Source organism: Plectonema radiosum NIES-515 (assembly GCF_025753815.1).
In the GTDB taxonomy this organism is placed as follows: Bacteria; Cyanobacteriota; Cyanobacteriia; order Cyanobacteriales; family Nostocaceae; genus Hassallia; species Hassallia radiosum_A.
On sequence record NZ_JAOWRF010000217.1, the window covers coordinates 1 to 17,547 of the forward strand.

At 39.8% G+C, this 17,547-nt stretch carries 19 protein-coding genes and 2 tRNA genes; 13 read left to right on the plus strand and 8 right to left on the minus strand.

All coding sequences use genetic code 11. The features are described from left to right. Positions 1-159 precede the first annotated feature (159 nt). The 7 genes from OGM63_RS14900 (at position 160) to OGM63_RS14930 (ending at position 5,097) form a co-directional block, all read left to right on the plus strand. A complete protein-coding gene (locus OGM63_RS14900; protein ID WP_263746387.1) occupies positions 160-1,395 on the plus strand; it encodes a URC4/urg3 family protein in 1,236 nt (411 codons plus the stop codon). Positions 1,396-1,487: 92 nt separating this feature from the next. After that, positions 1,488-1,727 (plus strand): hypothetical protein, encoded by a 240-nt coding sequence (locus OGM63_RS14905; RefSeq protein ID WP_263746369.1) that lies wholly within the window; start codon positions 1,488-1,490, stop codon positions 1,725-1,727. Positions 1,728-1,805: 78 nt separating this feature from the next. Beyond that, entirely contained in the window at positions 1,806-2,138 is a 333-nt protein-coding gene (locus OGM63_RS14910) for a putative toxin-antitoxin system toxin component, PIN family (RefSeq protein WP_263746388.1), read from the plus strand. Positions 2,139-2,319: 181 nt separating this feature from the next. Further along, on the plus strand, positions 2,320-2,952 hold the full coding sequence (gene upp, locus OGM63_RS14915; protein WP_263746370.1) for a uracil phosphoribosyltransferase: 633 nt from the start codon (positions 2,320-2,322) through the stop codon (positions 2,950-2,952). Between the two features lie 396 nt (positions 2,953-3,348). Further along, positions 3,349-3,753: a Na-translocating system protein MpsC family protein gene (locus tag OGM63_RS14920; RefSeq protein ID WP_263746371.1), complete on the plus strand. Its 405-nt coding sequence runs from the start codon at positions 3,349-3,351 to the stop codon at positions 3,751-3,753. 341 nt (positions 3,754-4,094) lie between these two features. Beyond that, complete coding sequence (locus OGM63_RS14925) at positions 4,095-4,544, plus strand: DoxX family protein (protein WP_263746372.1); 450 nt, start codon at positions 4,095-4,097, stop codon at positions 4,542-4,544. A gap of 58 nt (positions 4,545-4,602) precedes the next feature. Continuing rightward, complete coding sequence (locus tag OGM63_RS14930; protein WP_263746373.1) at positions 4,603-5,097, plus strand: ureidoglycolate lyase; 495 nt, start codon at positions 4,603-4,605, stop codon at positions 5,095-5,097. Between the two features lie 223 nt (positions 5,098-5,320). Here the strand turns inward: OGM63_RS14930 and OGM63_RS14935 are convergent, their stop codons facing one another. From OGM63_RS14935 to OGM63_RS14950, 4 genes are all read right to left on the minus strand, one after another. Then, on the minus strand, positions 5,321-5,920 hold the full coding sequence (locus tag OGM63_RS14935) for a hypothetical protein (RefSeq protein ID WP_263746374.1): 600 nt from the start codon (positions 5,918-5,920) through the stop codon (positions 5,321-5,323). Positions 5,921-6,211: 291 nt separating this feature from the next. Next, positions 6,212-6,943: a RadC family protein gene (gene radC / locus OGM63_RS14940; RefSeq protein ID WP_263746375.1), complete on the minus strand. Its 732-nt coding sequence runs from the start codon at positions 6,941-6,943 to the stop codon at positions 6,212-6,214. Between the two features lie 141 nt (positions 6,944-7,084). Beyond that, on the minus strand, positions 7,085-8,026 hold the full coding sequence (locus OGM63_RS14945; protein WP_263746376.1) for a phosphoribulokinase: 942 nt from the start codon (positions 8,024-8,026) through the stop codon (positions 7,085-7,087). A gap of 316 nt (positions 8,027-8,342) precedes the next feature. Continuing rightward, positions 8,343-8,588 (minus strand): hypothetical protein, encoded by a 246-nt coding sequence (locus tag OGM63_RS14950; RefSeq protein ID WP_263746377.1) that lies wholly within the window; start codon positions 8,586-8,588, stop codon positions 8,343-8,345. A 495-nt stretch (positions 8,589-9,083) separates the two neighbouring features. Here OGM63_RS14950 and OGM63_RS14955 point away from each other — a divergent pair, with 495 nt between their 5' ends. After that, positions 9,084-9,749, plus strand: coding sequence for a class I SAM-dependent methyltransferase (locus tag OGM63_RS14955; protein WP_263746378.1), 666 nt, complete (start codon positions 9,084-9,086; stop codon positions 9,747-9,749). On the opposite strand, the gene trhO is transcribed toward OGM63_RS14955, so the two are convergent. Next, a complete protein-coding gene (gene trhO, locus OGM63_RS14960) occupies positions 9,697-10,629 on the minus strand; it encodes an oxygen-dependent tRNA uridine(34) hydroxylase TrhO (protein WP_263746379.1) in 933 nt (310 codons plus the stop codon). The genes OGM63_RS14955 and trhO overlap by 53 nt on opposite strands. 68 nt (positions 10,630-10,697) lie before the next feature. Here trhO and OGM63_RS14965 point away from each other — a divergent pair. After that, a tRNA-Ala gene (locus OGM63_RS14965) sits at positions 10,698-10,770 on the plus strand. On the opposite strand, the gene OGM63_RS14970 is transcribed toward OGM63_RS14965, so the two are convergent. Then, positions 10,771-11,394, minus strand: a complete 624-nt coding sequence (locus OGM63_RS14970; RefSeq protein WP_263746380.1) for a DUF938 domain-containing protein — start codon at positions 11,392-11,394, stop codon at positions 10,771-10,773. It lies immediately after the preceding tRNA gene. Between the two features lie 41 nt (positions 11,395-11,435). Next, positions 11,436-11,894 carry a DUF29 domain-containing protein gene (locus OGM63_RS14975; RefSeq protein WP_263746381.1) on the minus strand — a complete coding sequence of 153 codons (459 nt, stop codon included), beginning with the start codon at positions 11,892-11,894 and terminating at the stop codon, positions 11,436-11,438. 318 nt (positions 11,895-12,212) lie between these two features. Between OGM63_RS14975 and OGM63_RS14980 the strand changes: the two genes are divergently transcribed. The 3 genes from OGM63_RS14980 to OGM63_RS14990 all read left to right on the plus strand — a co-directional run bounded on the left by OGM63_RS14980 (position 12,213) and on the right by OGM63_RS14990 (position 16,516). Then, complete coding sequence (locus OGM63_RS14980) at positions 12,213-12,380, plus strand: hypothetical protein (protein ID WP_263746382.1); 168 nt, start codon at positions 12,213-12,215, stop codon at positions 12,378-12,380. Continuing rightward, positions 12,343-15,663 (plus strand): WD40 domain-containing protein, encoded by a 3,321-nt coding sequence (locus OGM63_RS14985; protein WP_263746384.1) that lies wholly within the window; start codon positions 12,343-12,345, stop codon positions 15,661-15,663. The genes OGM63_RS14980 and OGM63_RS14985 overlap by 38 nt, the downstream gene beginning before the upstream one ends. Positions 15,664-16,369: 706 nt before the next feature. Beyond that, positions 16,370-16,516 (plus strand): hypothetical protein, encoded by a 147-nt coding sequence (locus tag OGM63_RS14990; RefSeq protein ID WP_263746385.1) that lies wholly within the window; start codon positions 16,370-16,372, stop codon positions 16,514-16,516. Between the two features lie 278 nt (positions 16,517-16,794). On the opposite strand, the gene OGM63_RS14995 is transcribed toward OGM63_RS14990, so the two are convergent. Next, a tRNA-Val gene (locus tag OGM63_RS14995) sits at positions 16,795-16,867 on the minus strand. Positions 16,868-16,968: 101 nt separating this feature from the next. On the opposite strand from OGM63_RS14995, the gene OGM63_RS15000 reads away from it, so the two are divergent. Continuing rightward, on the plus strand, positions 16,969-17,547 hold a 579-nt coding region (locus OGM63_RS15000), incomplete at its 3' end, for a metal-binding protein (RefSeq protein ID WP_263746386.1).

The following is a 17,547-nucleotide window of genomic DNA, read 5'->3' on the forward strand; positions in this document are numbered from 1 at the left end:
GGACAGGGGGGACAAGGGGGAGAACTCCCGTACAGACGTTCCACTCGAACGTCTCTACCTAACTCCTCACTCTTAACTCCTAACTCCCCACTCCCCACTCCCCACTCCCCACTCCCCATTCCCCCACTCCCATTATTTACGGAGATACGAACCGCCAAGATGCCAAGAACGCCAAGTCAAGAGGGGAAGGAGTTGATTGCATACCTTCGTTCGCCGATCGCTATTCGGGAACGTTGTGAGCAATTGTTTGTATTGGCGATTGAAGATAAGTTGCCAAATTTTGCTTGTGATTTGATGCAGTTGGATAGGGTAGCAGATTATGTGATTTCGGTGATGCGGGATGAGTACCCAAGTTTGGATATTCCGTTTCACAGTCGTTGGCGACATTTTGAGGCTTCTGGTGTAAAACGTTTAACTCTGTTGGATGAGATGTTGGTGGGAATGACACCGCTGCAAAAAGCGATGGCGAAGTTTGATTTGGCGATTATTAGTGTTTTGTTGGATGCGGGAGCGGGAAACCGCTGGCGTTATTATGAGCAGGAGACTAATTTGGGTTTTGGGCGGAGTGAAGGTTTGGCTGTGGCTAGTTTCCGGATGTTTTGTCAAGGTGCTTTTTCGAGTGAAGAAGGCAGTCTTTTACAAGCGGATGCTCGAAGGTTGCAATTCTTAACAGAAGAAGAATTGGCGGATGGGTTTCAGGTAAATGCCGAAAATCCTTTGGTGGGGGTTGCTGGACGGTTGAAGTTGTTGCAAAAATTAGGACAAGCTTTAGTATCTTCTCCTGATTTATTTGGCGAAGTAAATCCGCGTCCGGGAAATATGGTAAATTACTTAATGGGAAAATCTGAAAATCAGGCGATCGCGGCAACAACGGTTTTCGATGCAGTGTTAGAAGGACTCAGTGATATTTGGTCTGGACGAGTAGAAGTTGCTGGAGTTAACTTGGGGGATGTTTGGTTTCACCCCGCTGTTGCTGATGATGGTTTGGTGCCATTTCATAAGCTGTCTCAATGGCTTACTTACTCTTTGTTGGAACCATTACAGGAACTCGGTTTAAAAATTACTAATTTAGATGCGCTGACTGGTTTGCCAGAATATCGCAATGGGGGGTTATGTCTGGATTTGGGACTTATCAGGGTCAAAGATTCACTCTTTTTGCGATCGCTGAATCTAGTATCATCAGAAGTTATAGTTGAATGGCGTGCAATGACTGTGATTTTGTTAGATCGCATCGCTGTTACAGTACGGGAAAAGTTGGGTATGAGTGCTTCAGAGTTGCCACTGGTGAAAATCCTCCAAGGTGGAACTTGGACAGCAGGACGAAAAATTGCCGCAGAACTCAGAACAGGTGGTGTCCCCCCTATACAAATAGAAAGCGATGGGACTGTATTCTAACTGTAAGTAGTTACTTGTCTCTGAAGATAGCGATCGCTATCTATAGTTTATGAAAGCAACGCTTGAGAACAAAATTGGTATCAGGAATAACTATGAATGCTTACAAAAAATATATCACTATAGAAGACCCAAATAATGTAGTTTTATCAGGTTTACCTTTTAAATCAGGACAACGGGTGGAAATCATTATTTTGGCAGAAGAGAATCCCAGAGCAGAAATTAGTCAAAAAGTAAAAAAATTATTTGATAAAACACAAGAAATTCCGGGAGTACAAGAGATTACAGAAGAAGAAATTGCAGCCGAAATTGAAGCTTACCGTCGCGGCGAATGAAAGTGATAATTGATACAAACGTTTTAGCTTCTGCTGTCCTTAGAGGTAGAGAACCAAGAACAGTCCCAACAGTTTATTATTGATAATTCCGAATTTGAGTGGATTGTATCGACAGAAATTTTAGCAGAATACAAGGAGGTTTTGAATCGGAAAAAATTTAAGTTGACAGATGAAGTCAAAGCCGAATGGTTTGAAATTATCGATACATTTCCGACTATTATTAATGTGAATGTGGGGATTGATTTTACTAGAGATAGGAAGGATGCCAAATTTTTGACTTGTGCTATGGCTGCGGATGCTGATTTTTTGATTACTGGAGATTTTGATTTTACGGAAGCTCAAACTTTAGTGAAGACTACTATTATTTCTGTATCTTTGTTTCAAAGGTTGGTTTGTGATATTGGGGAATAAGAAAAGGTGAATGTTGAACAAAACCTTCCTTCAATTTAAGAAGTGGTAGAAAAGGGACTGACTGGATGGATACCTAAAGTTGTAGTTGTGGTAAACAATAACTCTAGTAAGAAAAGCCCTCTTTCTTTGGAAATAAGGGATTGCTATTACTTATTTTATATATTCAATTTTCTCAAAAAATATGGCACAAGTAACTCTAATTGACCATCCGTTGATTCAGCATAAATTAACGCTGATGCGTAAAGTTGAAACTAGTACGGCAAAATTTCGCGTCCTCCTGAAAGAAATTAGCTTGTTGTTGGCTTATGAAGTAACGCGGGATTTACCGCTGAAATATGAACTGATAAAAACGCCATTAGCGCCAATGAATGCACCAGTACTGGCACCGGAAAAAAAACTGGTTCTAGTTTCGATCATGCGGGCAGGACAGGGGATTTTAGATGGAATGCTGGAGCTAATGCCATCGGTGAGGGTGGGACATGTTGGTTTATATCGCGATCCAAAAACGTTGATTCCGGTGGAGTATTATTTTAAGGTTCCCGATGACGTGGATAAGCGAGATATGCTGGTGGTCGATCCGATGTTGGCTACTGGTAATTCAGCGGTAGCAGCGGTGGAAAGACTCAAATCAACTAATCCGATGTCGATTAGGTTTGTCTGCTTACTTGCTGCACCAGAAGGCATTGAGCATTTTTGTGCGGTACATCCTGATGTGCCTTTGTATACGGCAGCCATTGATGACCACTTGGATGAACATGGTTATATTATACCGGGTTTGGGAGATGCAGGCGATCGCTTGTTTGGTACAAAGTAAGTCAATAGTTTAGATAAAAAAGGTAAAAGATAAAAAGTAAATTTTGTCTTCTTCCTTTTTCCTTATTTTCTCAGATGTGTCTATTGGGGGAGGCAAAAGGTTATCCTAGCCTTCCATGATATTGTTATGTTCATATTTTGCAATCAAGCTTGATGAATAGTATTCATAGTTAATATTGCAAACAAATGGGCATCTACTAAACAACGACTTCAATAATCCAATAATTTTGAAATCTACAAAGTGTAGGTTATCTCAGTGTGACTGAGACTTGAATTAACTCAATGGCAAACATAAGAGGGTAAAATTTTGATTATTTATCTGAATTTATAACAAATACATCATTAATCAAAAAAATATCTTCTTTCAAGAGAGTTATTTAAAATCAATAAATTATTTATGGTGAGACCAACTATTGGACAATTAGAACGAGAAATATCACAGCGTATCGGTTCTTTCTATAATGCTCAACTTGGGGTACGTCCTAGTAAAGTTATTTGCCATTGCTTTGATAAACAAATTGTCGTTACTTTAGAAGATTCTATTACTCTCGTTGAGCAAGCTCTTGTTGATGGTAATTTGAAGAAATTAGCCGAGGAAGTGAGAGTGAATTTAAATAAAATAATTAAGCCACAAATTAAAACTTTGATTGAAGAAATTATTGACACAAATGTCATAGACGTGATTAGCAATTCCAGTTTAGCAACTAATCGGACTGGGATCATTGCTATTTTGGAACAATTGCCTGCGGTTCGCAATCTCGAAGCTATTCCTAAAGTTGACTTGAATAGTATCAAGGACTAATAAAATGCGCGGATTTTGGCGTAAATAATATGAAAAGATATTTGATGATGATAATTGCACCAACGATGAGAACCGATTCAATACCGCCATACACTAGCCGTGAGATAATAGTTCTGTTAGTTAATCAATGTCAAAGATGATCGAGGTCAAAATCAGCGATCGCATTCGCGAATTTTCCCACTCTTGACTGAAGACATCAGACAACCTATTTGAAAAATAATGTATAGACGTTAAATTTAACGTCTATACAAGGGTTTGGGCAACGCATAGTTCATTTATGGAGATGTCTATTGTGATATACACTAAGGAAACTGAAAGAGTCAGATCAAACATATACTCAAATGCAATACATAAAAAAGAACAAAGAACTTTTACGTGTGATTCTTGCAGTAGCTATCATCATAGTCGGAATCACCCACTTTACCGTTGCCGAGCAATATGTGAGAATTGTACCCCCGCAACTCCCCAATCCTTTAGGATTAGTTTATCTGAGTGGTTTTTATGAAATATTAGGTGGTATTGGTTTATTGGTTCCACCTTTAAGTGAACCTGCTGCTTGGGGATTAATTGCTCTTTTTATTGCGGTTTACCCAGCTAATATTAACATGGCGGTCAATCACATCAAAATTGACCATGTACCAGATTCAAACTTACTGCAAGCGATAAGACTGCCCTTACAAGCGGTTTTAATAGCTTGGGCTTGGTGGTATACAAAACCGAGCGATCGAGAAAAACAAGCTTCAATTATTCCCAAGTATCTTATTCCTAAAGAACTGGAAACTGAAATATAAACCAAAGTGTGAAGTATGATATTGGAAAAAGCTTTGACTATTCATACTTAATTTTGATATGAGTACAGCAAATACAGTACAACAATTGCAGGCAGAATGGGTAACACCAGAAAATTTTCGTCGTTATGGACAAGTTATTTTTGCGAGTCAGGACGGAAAAGCTTACGATACTGAAGATGCCGTGTTAAACTTGGAAAATGGAATTCCCCGCTTTTATATTATGCGGTTGCAACGCCGAGGGCGGAAGTTTGATAAAATTACTCGTCATATGCAATGCACTCAATGTTTGGGTTCTTTGTCAGGAAAGGATTGGTTAATTGCGGTTTGTCCTCCTGATAATAATATTGATGAACCAGCTTTAGATGAGATTGCAGCTTTCCGCATTCCGGGAAATTGTTTCATTAAGTTAGAGGTGGGAACTTGGCACGCAGGGCCATATTTTGAGCATGAGTTTGTCGATTTTTATAATTTAGAATTGAGTGATACTAATGTGGTGGATCATTTAACTCATGATTTTGTTAAGAGTCATGAGTTAGAGTTTGAGATGGTGTAGATATTTTCCTTCTATCGCTTTCTTTATGGATAATTAATACCAATTAGCATCGTTCCATGCGATCGCGATTTCATCGGCTAATTTATCGGTTTTTGTTAATCCAAACTCTTCTGACTTTTGCCCTTAGAAACTACCTGTTGTTAACAGAGAAGTCATGTATGGTGTGAGTAAATCTCCTTCGATTTGTATTGGTGTGAATGTATTACCTATCTGCTTTTTAGTTTTAATCTCGAATTGAACTTGCTAAAATTCCTAATATTTTCTTGATGTCGCTTAAATAGTACTCATCCAAATCAATTTTGACAATATCTGCTTCCAATTTCAAAAAACGCCAATTTGTACCCGATGTGACAGTTCCATAAATAGTAGAAATATCATTACCTTCCCTTTCATTAAAAATTCTTGCTGCTAACATCTCCGCAACACACTGCCCTAAACCACCATTAATATTTTCCTTCTTTGCCTCGACGATGATAATTACAGGAGCAGTTAATATGAATAGTTCTGGGGAACGACTAATAATAAAATCGCAATTACCATTTAAACCTCGTTCATTATCTATACTAAAATCAATTCCCGAAAATAAAGAAATTTGATTATTTTGTTGTTTCCTCACTTCAATTAAAATTGGAGAAATAATCATTTCTGAACGAGCTTTTTCTGTATTACTGGCAATTGCCAAGGGAATATTTTCTTCGATAGTTTGTGTGAGTAGATTACTCGACTCCACCTCATGAATCCCCGAATACATGCGATAATTATCAGTAATTTTCAATTCAAACTCTTTGATAACTTTCGCTAAAGTAAAATCGCTGTAAGACATAGTATTACCCTCTGCTGTTTCCAGGTTGGAGAATGTATACTCCTAGAATATCGAGAGTTAGCTGTGGTTTGACAATCATTTGTCGTCAAGCGGTAATAGTCCTAACACGACGATGTTGCTGAATTGAGGTATGAAATTCAAAAAGCTTATAATTAAAACTCTTATTCTGGTGCGTCTTTGAGTGAAACAAATTCATAGTTAAAATCAGCAACGCCCAAATTTTCATCATATGCAAAAATAAACGTTAAAGGCATAAAATATTATGCCTGTTCCCCTACCCCTTGCCTAGGATCAATCACCCTGGGGATAGTCGTCCCACAAAGCTGTAATTTCCCGCAGACTTTGGTGATTGCCATCGCCTAATATGAGATGATCTAACAAGGGAATGTCTAAAAACTGTGCTGCGGCTAATAACTTGCGTGTCAAGTCGATATCAGCCTGACTAGGTTCAACATTACCAGAAGGATGATTATGCGCTACTATCACCCGTGTTGCCCCATGACGAATGACTTCGCGAAAAATCTCGCGGGGAGGTGCTAAAGTTTCAGTGGCAGTACCGATGGTAATAACTTGCGTCCCCAGTAAACAATTCTTCACATCTAACAAAAGTACTGCAAAACGTTCTTGATTTTGCCACATTAAATCTTGACTCAAAGCTGCGGCTGCGGCAACTGGACTATCAATTGGTGTACGATCTAAAGGGCGAGATTGAAAAGCTCGTTTACCCAATTCAATTGCTGCTAATATGGTTGTTGCCTTCGCAGGACCAATACCAGGTATTTGCATTAACTCAGCGGGGGTAACGTCTCGCAATACTGCTAAAGGATCGCGATCGCACTTTGCCAATTCATGTAGAATATATTGCCCCAAACCGATTGCTGATAGTTTTCCCGGTCCTTGACCAGTGCCGAGTAAAATTGCGATTAACTCAGCTGTGGCTAAAATTTTCGCTCCATGTGCCATTAACCGCTCTCTGGGACGTTCACTAGTTGGTATATCGGCAACTCTGAGGCAGTAGGTCATATTGAGAATATACTGGAGATAGATGAACCTATCTCTAGTTATCTCTTGTTTATTCTCCAAACCATGCTAAATTGACAAAATCTTTAATTTTGGTCAATTTTCTCTGGTGATCAAAATACTAGCTTCATATCGAAGCGTTGATTACTGGTGAATTTGGGTTGCTTTGAGCATATGGTAAGTAATCAGCAACTGGGTAAGAGCAAGCGGGTAACTTTGGAGTGTTTCTCCAGTTGTACCAGCTATTTTACCCAACTCTGGATTGCTTTCGCGATCGCATATATTTTTTAAGTGTGGCATATCAGAACAAATTAGCTGCTCTAATTTATTAACTTGTTCCAAGGTTGCATGACCATCAACTTCTAAAACATCGACAGGTTTACCCATATCTCGATCTAGTCCTAAACGAATCGCTGAGTTGGAATTACCATTGGTGGATTTAATAATCTCAGTAAAATCGGGATGGGGAATTGTCGGACGCAGTACCAAGCGCACATTCAAGTTTCCATTTGCTTGTGCTTCATCTTCACTAGGCTGATAGAAGCTTACCACTATATCAGACCATTGCCGCTGGGGACGGATAAACTGCTCTGAATCTGGTTCACGCTTTTCTAATTCTGCCAGCACTTGTTCTTCAGTGTAGCCACGCTTTTGGGTATCCCGCTTGACTTTCCACTGAGCACGTAGGGATTCTGGAGGTGCTAAGTAAGCTTTTACATCATAGCAATCTCTGGCACCACGAGTTGAATAACCAAGCAATCCCTCAATAATCACGAATTTAGCAGGCTTGATATATATTGGTGCTTCAAAGGTGCCGGTTTTGTGGCTGTAAATTGGTTTGAGGATTGGTTGTCCTGTTCTTAGCTGAGACAGGTGATGCTGCATTATATCAAGATAGTTGCAGTCAGGGTGTAAAGCTGTGATACCAAGAGAAGCTCGTTGTGTGCGATCGTAACGGTGGTAATCATCTGTACAGATGATCGTGACATTCTCGGTTCCTAGTACCTGAGCTATTCCTTTAGTCAGTGTTGTCTTACCTGCTGCACTATCACCAACGATGCCAAGAATTATTGGACGGCTCATCATACTCCCAAAGTGACGAATGTTTTGTATGTTATTTTACTTATTTTAGAAACTAATTAGATTTAACTCAAGATAAAAATGTCTCTTAACAATCACAATCCTGCCGTCCTTCTGACGAATTTACATACAATCAATGCTTTTTTGCCATATACAATAATATGTATCAATTTACAAAGGGCTTGTGATTAAAATTAATTATTTAAATATCTATTTAGATAGATGTAAAAATATACGCTTGACGCTGTGTACAGTTTAATATCCCCGACTTGGTAAAAGTTGTTGGGGATATTGTCTTTCACTGCTATATATTTAATTTTGATCAACGTGGGCAAGATGCTAAAGACTTCTTAGCGTAATTACAATCGAAATCATCCAGTGCTTCACGACTAGATGGATAACTACGGGTAATATGTAAAGGTGCGCTATTTGGATCTGATTTGCGACTCCAGATTTTGATGTAATATTGAGTGTTATCAGTAGTTCGCCAAAGTTGATATTTATAATCCCCACCTCCACCGTTATTAATTAATGAATCAGCCATTGCTATAGTTGATGTTGTTAGCATTGCCGCTGTAGTTATTAGGAAAAAAATACTCTTTCTAAATATCATTTTTTGATGACCAAAGATGACATTACTTTTATATCCTTAAGAAATAATCAAATAAGTAAGTTAAGTTAAAGAAATCATAAATGTATAATGAATATCAGAGTCTCTTTTTGAGAAAAACTAAGAGTTGTTATGGAAGTTATTACAGCTTTTCTGTAAAGCTACGTAGTAAGGACTGAAGTCCTTTTGTTAGAAGATGAGTACTAAAGTCCTCACTACGAACGAAATAAAATGTAGAGACGCGATAAAATGTAGAGACGCGATAAAATGTAGAGACGCGATAAATCGCGTCTCTACAAGGGTTTCGGGCAACGGATAATAAGCATATTTAAGCGATGTCTATTGCATTCATCATCGCTTAAATATGCAACGCTCGTTTTTTTCATTGATCGCTTGGGGTGTACAGGAGGCAGTGAAATTCTGTAAAGTGTAAGGAAAAGCGATCGCATAAACATGGGAAAACAAACACTCGGACTAGAACAACATATTTATGACTACTTGCACTCAGTATCTCTGCGAGAGCCAGAAATTTTACAGCAACTACGGCAAGAAACAAACCAGCACCCACTTTCAGTCATGCAAATTTCTCCCGAACAGGGACAATTTATGGCTTTGCTGGTGCAGTTGATGGGTGCAAAGAAGACTTTAGAAGTAGGAGTATTTACGGGTTATAGTTCGCTGATAGTTGCATTGGCGTTACCACCATCGGGTAAAGTTGTCGCCTGTGATGTCAGTGAAGAGTATACTGCGATCGCACGCCGTTATTGGCTAAAAGCAGGTGTGGCAGATAAAATTGACTTGCACATCGCTCCCGCAATGGATACTTTAGATCGATTGCTGGCAAATGGAGAAGCCGAAACTTTTGATTTTGCTTTCATCGATGCAGACAAAACCAGCTACGATGGCTATTATGAACGAGCATTACAATTAGTGCGCGTGGGTGGATTGATAGCCATCGATAATGTACTATGGTCAGGGCGCGTCGCCGATGCCGAAGTCCAAGACAACAGAACCAAGACGATTCGCGCCTTAAATAAAAAGCTACATCAAGACTCCCGAATTACTCTTAGCCTTGTACCGATCGCTGATGGTTTGACTTTGGCGTTAAAGCTTCCATAGTCCTCTTTTTAGCTAATTCTAACTGTCGCTGCTTCTGCTGCAACCGTAATCTTTTATCCTCAGTGAGGCTATGAAAACAGTGTGAGCAAGAAATGCCTAATTCATATTTTGGTGAAGCTTTATCTTCGTCAGAAATTGGATTTCCACAGTTGGGACACCTTTCGTAAGCTGCTTGTTCCAAGTTGTGACGGACAGCAACTCGTTCATCAAAAACAAAACATTCCCCCTCCCACAAGCTTTCTTCGCTTTCGACTTCTTCTAAATACTTGAGAATGCCACCCTTGAGATGATATACTTGCTCAAAGCCTTGAGCAAGCAAGAAAGAAGAAGCTTTTTCGCAACGAATTCCCCCAGTACAAAATAATGCCACCTTTTTGTGTTTTGCGGGGTCGAGGTTGTCGCGGACATAATCGGGAAATTGCCGGAATGTTTCAGTTTGCGGATTTTGCGCCTTCTGGAATGTACCGATATTTACTTCATAATCGTTGCGAGTATCAATCACGGTGACTTCAGGATCGCTAATTAGGTCATTCCAATCCTGAGGACTAATATAAGTGCCCACTTGCTGATTTGGATCAACTTCTGGCAAACCCAAAGTGACAATTTCTGGCTTTAAGCGCACTTTCATCCGCTCAAATGGCGGTGTGTCAGTAATTGATTCTTTATGTTCTAAGTCTGCCAAAAGGCGATCGCAACGCAGAAACGATAAAACTGACTCAACGCTGTCACGTGAACCCGCAATTGTACCGTTAATGCCTTCTTTTGCTAGCAGAATTGTTCCCTTAACGGATTGTGCTTGACAGTAAGACAGCAGAATGCTTTCTTTTTCAGCAAAATCTGGCAAGCTCACAAATTTATAAAATGTTACAACTAATATCATTTGTTTGTTTGTCCCCCTTTCGGAAAAAAACAATATATGTTAAAATAAAGATAGCAATTTTATTTGATGGGGGTTTAGCTCAGTTGGTAGAGCGCCTGCTTTGCAAGCAGGATGTCAGCGGTTCGAGTCCGCTAACCTCCATTATTCAGCATGTTGAAAGACTACGGAAAGATTATTCGCTGGCATTTGGTAAGTATTTATCAAGTTAAGATTTCGTGCTTTTGCCGCTTCTACAACGTCATCCAAATCACGCACACCCCAGTTTGGGTTTTGTGCGCGTAAAGAATTGTCAAAAGCTGCATTACTTGGTGAGGTATGTTTTCCGTTTTGTTTGAAGGGACCATATAAATAAAGGATGCCGCCCGGTGGTAAGATGCGATCGCTTAGAGCCATTAATCCCAAACACGCTCCCCAAGGAGAAATGTGAATCATATTGATGTTGACTATAGCTGTAATTGCGGTGGTATCTGGTATAGTCCAAACTGACGTACTCGCATCTAAATCTATTGGTGGATAAAGATTATCAGATGGTGAATGTGCTATCCAGGCAGCAATACTAGATCGCGATCGCGGATTAGGATCGGTTGGTAGCCATTTACGAGGTTTTAGGTATGGAGCAAAATATACAGCATGTTCCCCAGTACCGCTGGCTATTTCTAAGATAGTGCCACTTGCAGGTAATATTTGTAAAAGTATTTCTAGGATAACTTCACGGTTGCGTTCAGTTGCTGGTGCAAATTGTCGTAGGTCTTGTGATGTATTCATAAATTTTCTCTCTGTTCAATATTGCACGAGTGCGATCGCTATTATTCCATTATCTCATCTGTGGCTCTTGTACCTGGAAAAAAGTGATCGTTTAATATATCCTCCACTGTGTAAGGACAATCTTGGGGAAATGTTTTCATCGGTAAATTTGTTTCTCCAGAAGCTAATACAATTGCTTTGATATAAGCTTTTTGGAGAACTTCTTGCAGATAAGGTTTGAGACTAGGATTTTCTGCAAGTAATTCCCAAGTATCTAGACGCTGGATGCGAATTGTATTTAACCAACTACGACTTCGTTTTTCGAGTTGATATTCCCATTTTAGTAAATGTGCAATTAAGACACTCCAACGATTTCGCAGTTCAGCACGTTGCTGTTTACCTAAAGATTCAATTTCCTCGATTAAATTGGACAAATCAAGCTGATTCCATTGCTGATGACGAAGCAGGTTAGCTTGTTTTTTAGTCCAAGCGTAGAAGTCGGTTTCATAAAGGTTTTGCATGACTTTTTCCTGTTGCTTATGGTGTCTGCATAATGGGGTGATAACAAGCGTGAACTTTCCCTAATTTTAATGTCAGTTAGCGCAAATATACGCCCTCAGGCTGGAAGCCTGGGGCTACACGAACGAAGCCTGCCTTCGCAGGCTAAAATTTTCATAGCCTGCCTTCGCAGGCTTTGTACGCACAACGCGACACCCTTCTAGGGTGTTGTAAGTAAAAATTAACATTAGCGTGTCTGAAAATACCCTAAATTAAAATTGTCAATTGAATGGTGGTTGAGAAAATTCGGAAAAATTTTCATTCCTCCTTGAGGAGAACAGATGACGCGAGAATCAGCTTCCGGTTATGAATATCAAGTTGGGGGTAGTTTACCAATTGAGTCTCTCACCTATGTCCGACGACAAGCTGATGAAGACCTTTACAAGCACTTGAAAGCGGGAGAGTTTTGTTATGTTCTCAACTCTCTCTCGGCAAATGGGGAAATCTAGCTTGCGCGTGCAGGTAATGCAACAGTTACAACAAGAAGAAATTGCTTGTGCAGTAATTGATATTACCTCGATTGGGACGGCAGATATTACACCTGAACAGTGGTATGCTGGCGTAATCGATACACTAATTGGTAGCTTCAATCTTTACACCACTTTTGATTTAGATACATGGTGGACTGATAACCATTTATTATCATCAGTTCAAAAGTTGAATAAGTTTCTTGATGAAGTACTGTTGAAATTAGTTGTTACAAATATTGTTATTTTTGTTGACGAAATTGATAGTATTCTCAGCCTTGGATTTAATCCTGATGATTTTTTTGCGGTAATCCGCGACTGCTATAACCGTCGAGCAGACAACCCCGCTTATCGGCGTCTTACTTTTGCAATATTGGGAGTGTCTACACCTTCAGATTTAATTCAAGATAAGAAACGGACACCTTTTAATATTGGTAGAGCAATTGATTTAACTGGTTTCCAGCTTGAGGAAGTGCAACCGTTAGCGCGGGGATTAGTGACGGTAGGAAATCCGCAAACATTGATGGAAGCAGTGCTGTACTGGACAGGAGGACAGCCGTTTTTGACACAAAAAGTTTGTAAGTTGGTGAAGACTGGGAAATACGAATTGGGGATTGGTGATTTAGTCAGAAAGCGCATTATTGAAAATTGGGAAACGCAGGATGAACCAGAGCATTTGAAAACAATTATAAATAGGATACTCTACAGTAATGAACAGCGTAGCGGTAGGTTGTTAGGATTGTGTCAGCATTTGCAGCAAGAAGAAATAGTAGCTGATGACAGTGCCGAACAAACTGAACTGCGGTTGACAGGATTGGTAGTGAAGCGTGATGGTAAGCTGCGAATTTATAACCGCATATATAAGGAAGTATTTAATCAAGAGTGGTGCGATCGCCAACTTGCAAAACTGCGTCCTTATGCTCAATTACTCAATGCCTGGGTAGCCTCACACCGTCAGGATGAGTCACGCTTATTGCGGGGACAAGCGCTACGAGATGCTCAAGCTTGGGTCGCAATGCAAAATTTAACAGATTTGGATTATCAATTTTTAGCCACTAGCCAAGAGGTAGAACAGCGCGATATTCGGCAACGATTGGAAACTGAAGCAGCAGCAGCAAAAGCAGAATTTGAAGTAGCAAGAACTAGAGAAAAGATTAAAGTTCAAAAGCAAATAACTCGACTAGCGATCGCATCTTTTATCTGTATCACGGGATTCGCAATCTTTGCAGGATTTCAATGGAGAGCAGCAGATGAAGGTCAAATACTAGCATTAACATCATCCTCAAACGCAAAATTTACCTTAAATCGAAGTTCCTTTGATGCCTTAATAGATGCCTTAAAAGCTGGAAGACAGTTAAAGCACTCTATTTGGTATAGAAACGACCCAAAGCTGAAGGCTAAAGTCATGGAAGTAGTTAGTAATGCAGCTTATGGGGTTAGAGAAAGCAATATTTTAGAAAAACACCAAGACTTTGTTCAGAAAGTTAGATTTAGCCCTGATGGTAAAACAATTGCCACTGCAAGCTTTGATAATACTGCAAAACTTTGGAGTGCAGATGGCAGGGAACTCTTAACCTTGAGCGGACACACTCAACCAGTTGTAGATGTTAGTTTCAGTCCCGACGGTCAAGCGATTGCTACTGCTAGTCAAGATGGAACTGCAAAACTCTGGAATCGGCAAGGAAAGCTTTTGAGAACTTTAGAAAAGCGTACTGGTGTACTTTGGAGTGTTAGTTTTAGTCCTGATGGTCAGAAGATTGCTAGCGCTGGAGAAGATAAGACAATCAAGCTTTGGAATCTCAATGGTAATTTACTAAAGACATGGAAAGCTCACGATGAAGAAGTCTACAGCGTCAGTTTTAATCGTGATGGAAAGATTGCTACGGGTAGTGACGACAATATAGTAAAACTGTGGGATTCTCAAGGTAAATTGATTGATACCTTTAATGGACACACTCAACCAGTATTTAATGTTAGTTTTAGTCCTGACGGTAAAACTCTTGCCTCTGCCAGTAGCGATAATACTGCCATTCTTTGGAATTTAAAAACTAAGAAAAAAGTCACTCTTAAAGGGCATTTAAACAACGTCAGAGATATAAAGTTCAGCCCTAATGGTCAAATTATTGCTACTGCTAGTTGGGATAAGACAGTGAAACTATGGCGTAGTCGAGATGGTTTACTTTTACAAACCTTACAGGGACATCAAGGTTTAGTCAATAGCGTTAGTTTCAACAATGATGGCAAAATTCTTGCATCTAGCAGCTATGACAAAACGGTTAAACTTTGGCGAGTGAATGACTGGCTAACTACTTTTACTGGACATAGTGACGCAATCTATAGTGTTGACATAAACAAAGATGGCACGAAGATGGCAACTGGTAGTGGTGACGCAACGGTAAAACTGTGGAACTTGCAAGGACAAGAACTCAAAACTCTCACAGGACATACTTTACCAATTGCTAGCGTTAGTTTCAGTCCTGATAGTCAAATGATTGCAAGTGGTGGTAACGATAAAACCGTAAGATTATGGAACTTGCAGGGAAAGGATATTAAAACACTTTCAGGGCATAAAGATTCTGTTACAGACATCAGTTTCAGTCTGAATGGTAAGATAATTGCCAGTAGTAGCCTAGACGGAAGTGTGAACCTTTGGAGCCGAGAAGGAAAATTTTTAAGGACTCTCAAAGGAAATATTACAAACATTTCCAGCGTCAGTTTTAGCTCTGATGGTAACATTATTGGCTCTGCTGGTAGAGATGGAACAGTGCAACTTTGGAACCTAAACGCAACTCTTTTGCATAACTGGAAGGCACATAATCCAGCATCAGTTTATAGCATCAGTTTCAGCCCTGATAGTCAAATGATTGCTACTTCTAGTGAAGATAATACTGTCAAATTGTGGAATAGAGATGGTGGTCTTTTAAAAATTTTGAAAGGTCATACAGCTGGCATTTCGGGTTTAGACTTCAGTCCCAACGGTCAAATGATTGCTACAGCTAGTGATGATCAGACAGTAAAGATTTGGAATCGTGACGGTACGTTAATTAATACGCTCCTTGGACATAGCAATAGTGTAAACTCACTTAAGTTCAGCCGTGATAATAAAAAGCTTGTTACTGGTAGTGATGACAATACAGCATTGCTTTGGAATGTAGAGAATTTAAGCTTGGATAAATTTATGGATCGTGGATGCAGTTGGTTGAGAGACTATCTCAAAACTAATCCAAATGCTCCTACTGATATTTGTGAGGAAATTAAAAGATAAATTATTTCTCGGACTTACAGCAGATTGCGTTTTTATTGAATACACGTAGAGACGTTCCGGACCGAGCGTCTCAGAGCGGGTTTTGGGTTTTATGCATGTACCTCCGAAACCTGAAATATGCTGTATATAGGGTTTCTCACTATACGTGAGGTACAAGAACGGCACCCCCAACCCCCCTCCCCCCTTGCGGTGCTACCGTGTATGCATAACTCCAGACAACGGTTTACAACCGTTGTCTAATAGCCAAAGTCATCTAAAAGATGACTAACATTTTTGACGCTCAGTCCATTTTAATGGACTTGTGCTATTAGACTGGGATTTTCAATCCCAGGCGGGTTACGATGCCTAATAGACATCTGGTGAAAAAGAATGTAGAGACGCAAAATTTGCTTTATCGGCACACTCTGCGAACGCGTCTCTACAAGTATTTTGCGTAACGCACAATTATTTTCCAAAGATGCCTAATGAGAATGGTGCAAGATATCAGCCAAAGAACTTTGCCCAAAGTGCATAATTTGATTTGGCTGACACCTACTAACAACAAAGAAGGAAAGCTTTTTCAGCTTAACTTACCTTTGCAGACAAATAGGACACTTTAAATAATCAGGTTTTTGTCAATGCGTAAGTCCTAATTTCTTCAATGGGCTATTTTTCAGAACAATTATCGTCATCTATTCAAGTTGAAAAAACATCAGGGAGCAGAATCATGGCAAATAATGAAAAGAACTTCAATCTAAAACCACCCAACAACGGCAAACCCACAAAAACCGAAAATGGTGGAATCCGATCACCCAGAAAAACCCCACCTGACACCAGAGGAGGTGGTGATAAAAATAATAACGATAAGAAGTAAAAATAAAATGACAAAGCTAACGAACCAGATACGAAGCAATAAGAATAAGGACGAAAATTTGCGACAAAACCAAAAAGCCACAAACCTGCTATGGTTTTAAATACTAATACATACGCAAATAAGTCCGCAGCACTCACACATTAAAGATGCGCTGTCTTTTAAAATTGTCTGAAAATGCCGATTTTCAAAACCAACAGTACCAAGCCAAAATCATGTAATGATACAAAAAAAGCATCAAGGTGACTTGATGCTTTTTATCATTTCAACAAAATTAAAAATGGGCAGTACCAGACTCGAACTGATGACGTCCTGCTTGTAAGGCAGGCGCTCTACCAACTGAGCTAACCGCCCGTTTTGACTCACATTTATATAATATAGCAAACTATTCCAAATCGCGCTAGTATTTTTGAGAAATATTTTGCGGATTTTCTCATCCAAAATCCAAAATCCCTATGCCCTCTGGACGGACGCACGATCGCATTACTTTATGGGCTTTACCGTTTGTGGTTGCGATCGCCTTCTGGCAAACTCGCAACGGCAACCTAACTCTATTGGTTGCTGGTGGGTTTATGTTCGGTGGTTTGATGTTTGGTCCCGATTTAGATATTTACTCGCGTCAATTTCAGCGCTGGGGTTGGTTGCGCTGGATTTGGCTACCTTATCAAAAACGTTTGCGGCATCGTTCTTTTTTCTCTCACGGTCCCATAATCGGGACAACGCTGCGGGTGCTTTATTTAACGACTTTGCTGTTTGTTTTGTCAATTTTCGGCTTGGTGGTTGGTGCAAAGCTGGGAAATATAACTTTGAATTGGCAAGATATAAGTGAAAATGTAGGGCGATCGCTCACGAATTACAAGAGCGAATTTTTAGCACTATTTTTGGGGCTGGAACTCGGTGCTATGAGTCATTCTCTCAGTGATTGGGGCGGTTCGGCTTACAAGCGTTATCAAAAGCAAGGGGTTCAAGGTTTGCTGCCGCGTGCGAAAATGAAGAAACGCAAAGCGAGTGGGGGGAGGAGGAGACAGGGGGAG

Bases quoted from the DNA above. Each gene is read 5' to 3' on its own strand.
- radC (WP_263746375.1), bottom strand. From the start codon at position 6,943: ATGACCTACTGCCTCAGAGTTGCCGATATACCAACTAGTGAACGTCCC.
- OGM63_RS14950 (WP_263746377.1), bottom strand. From the start codon at position 8,588: ATGCTAACAACATCAACTATAGCAATGGCTGATTCATTAATTAATAAC.
- upp (WP_263746370.1), top strand. From the start codon at position 2,320: ATGGCACAAGTAACTCTAATTGACCATCCGTTGATTCAGCATAAATTA.
- OGM63_RS14985 (WP_263746384.1), top strand. From the start codon at position 12,343: ATGTTCTCAACTCTCTCTCGGCAAATGGGGAAATCTAGCTTGCGCGTG.
- OGM63_RS14920 (WP_263746371.1), top strand. From the start codon at position 3,349: ATGGTGAGACCAACTATTGGACAATTAGAACGAGAAATATCACAGCGT.
- OGM63_RS14935 (WP_263746374.1), bottom strand. From the start codon at position 5,920: ATGTCTTACAGCGATTTTACTTTAGCGAAAGTTATCAAAGAGTTTGAA.
- OGM63_RS14900 (WP_263746387.1), top strand. From the start codon at position 160: ATGCCAAGAACGCCAAGTCAAGAGGGGAAGGAGTTGATTGCATACCTT.
- OGM63_RS14930 (WP_263746373.1), top strand. From the start codon at position 4,603: ATGAGTACAGCAAATACAGTACAACAATTGCAGGCAGAATGGGTAACA.
- trhO (WP_263746379.1), bottom strand. From the start codon at position 10,629: ATGATATTAGTTGTAACATTTTATAAATTTGTGAGCTTGCCAGATTTT.
- OGM63_RS14975 (WP_263746381.1), bottom strand. From the start codon at position 11,894: ATGCAAAACCTTTATGAAACCGACTTCTACGCTTGGACTAAAAAACAA.
- OGM63_RS14990 (WP_263746385.1), top strand. From the start codon at position 16,370: ATGGCAAATAATGAAAAGAACTTCAATCTAAAACCACCCAACAACGGC.
- OGM63_RS14905 (WP_263746369.1), top strand. From the start codon at position 1,488: ATGAATGCTTACAAAAAATATATCACTATAGAAGACCCAAATAATGTA.
- OGM63_RS14980 (WP_263746382.1), top strand. From the start codon at position 12,213: ATGACGCGAGAATCAGCTTCCGGTTATGAATATCAAGTTGGGGGTAGT.
- OGM63_RS14955 (WP_263746378.1), top strand. From the start codon at position 9,084: ATGGGAAAACAAACACTCGGACTAGAACAACATATTTATGACTACTTG.
- OGM63_RS14970 (WP_263746380.1), bottom strand. From the start codon at position 11,394: ATGAATACATCACAAGACCTACGACAATTTGCACCAGCAACTGAACGC.
- OGM63_RS14925 (WP_263746372.1), top strand. From the start codon at position 4,095: ATGCAATACATAAAAAAGAACAAAGAACTTTTACGTGTGATTCTTGCA.
- OGM63_RS14945 (WP_263746376.1), bottom strand. From the start codon at position 8,026: ATGATGAGCCGTCCAATAATTCTTGGCATCGTTGGTGATAGTGCAGCA.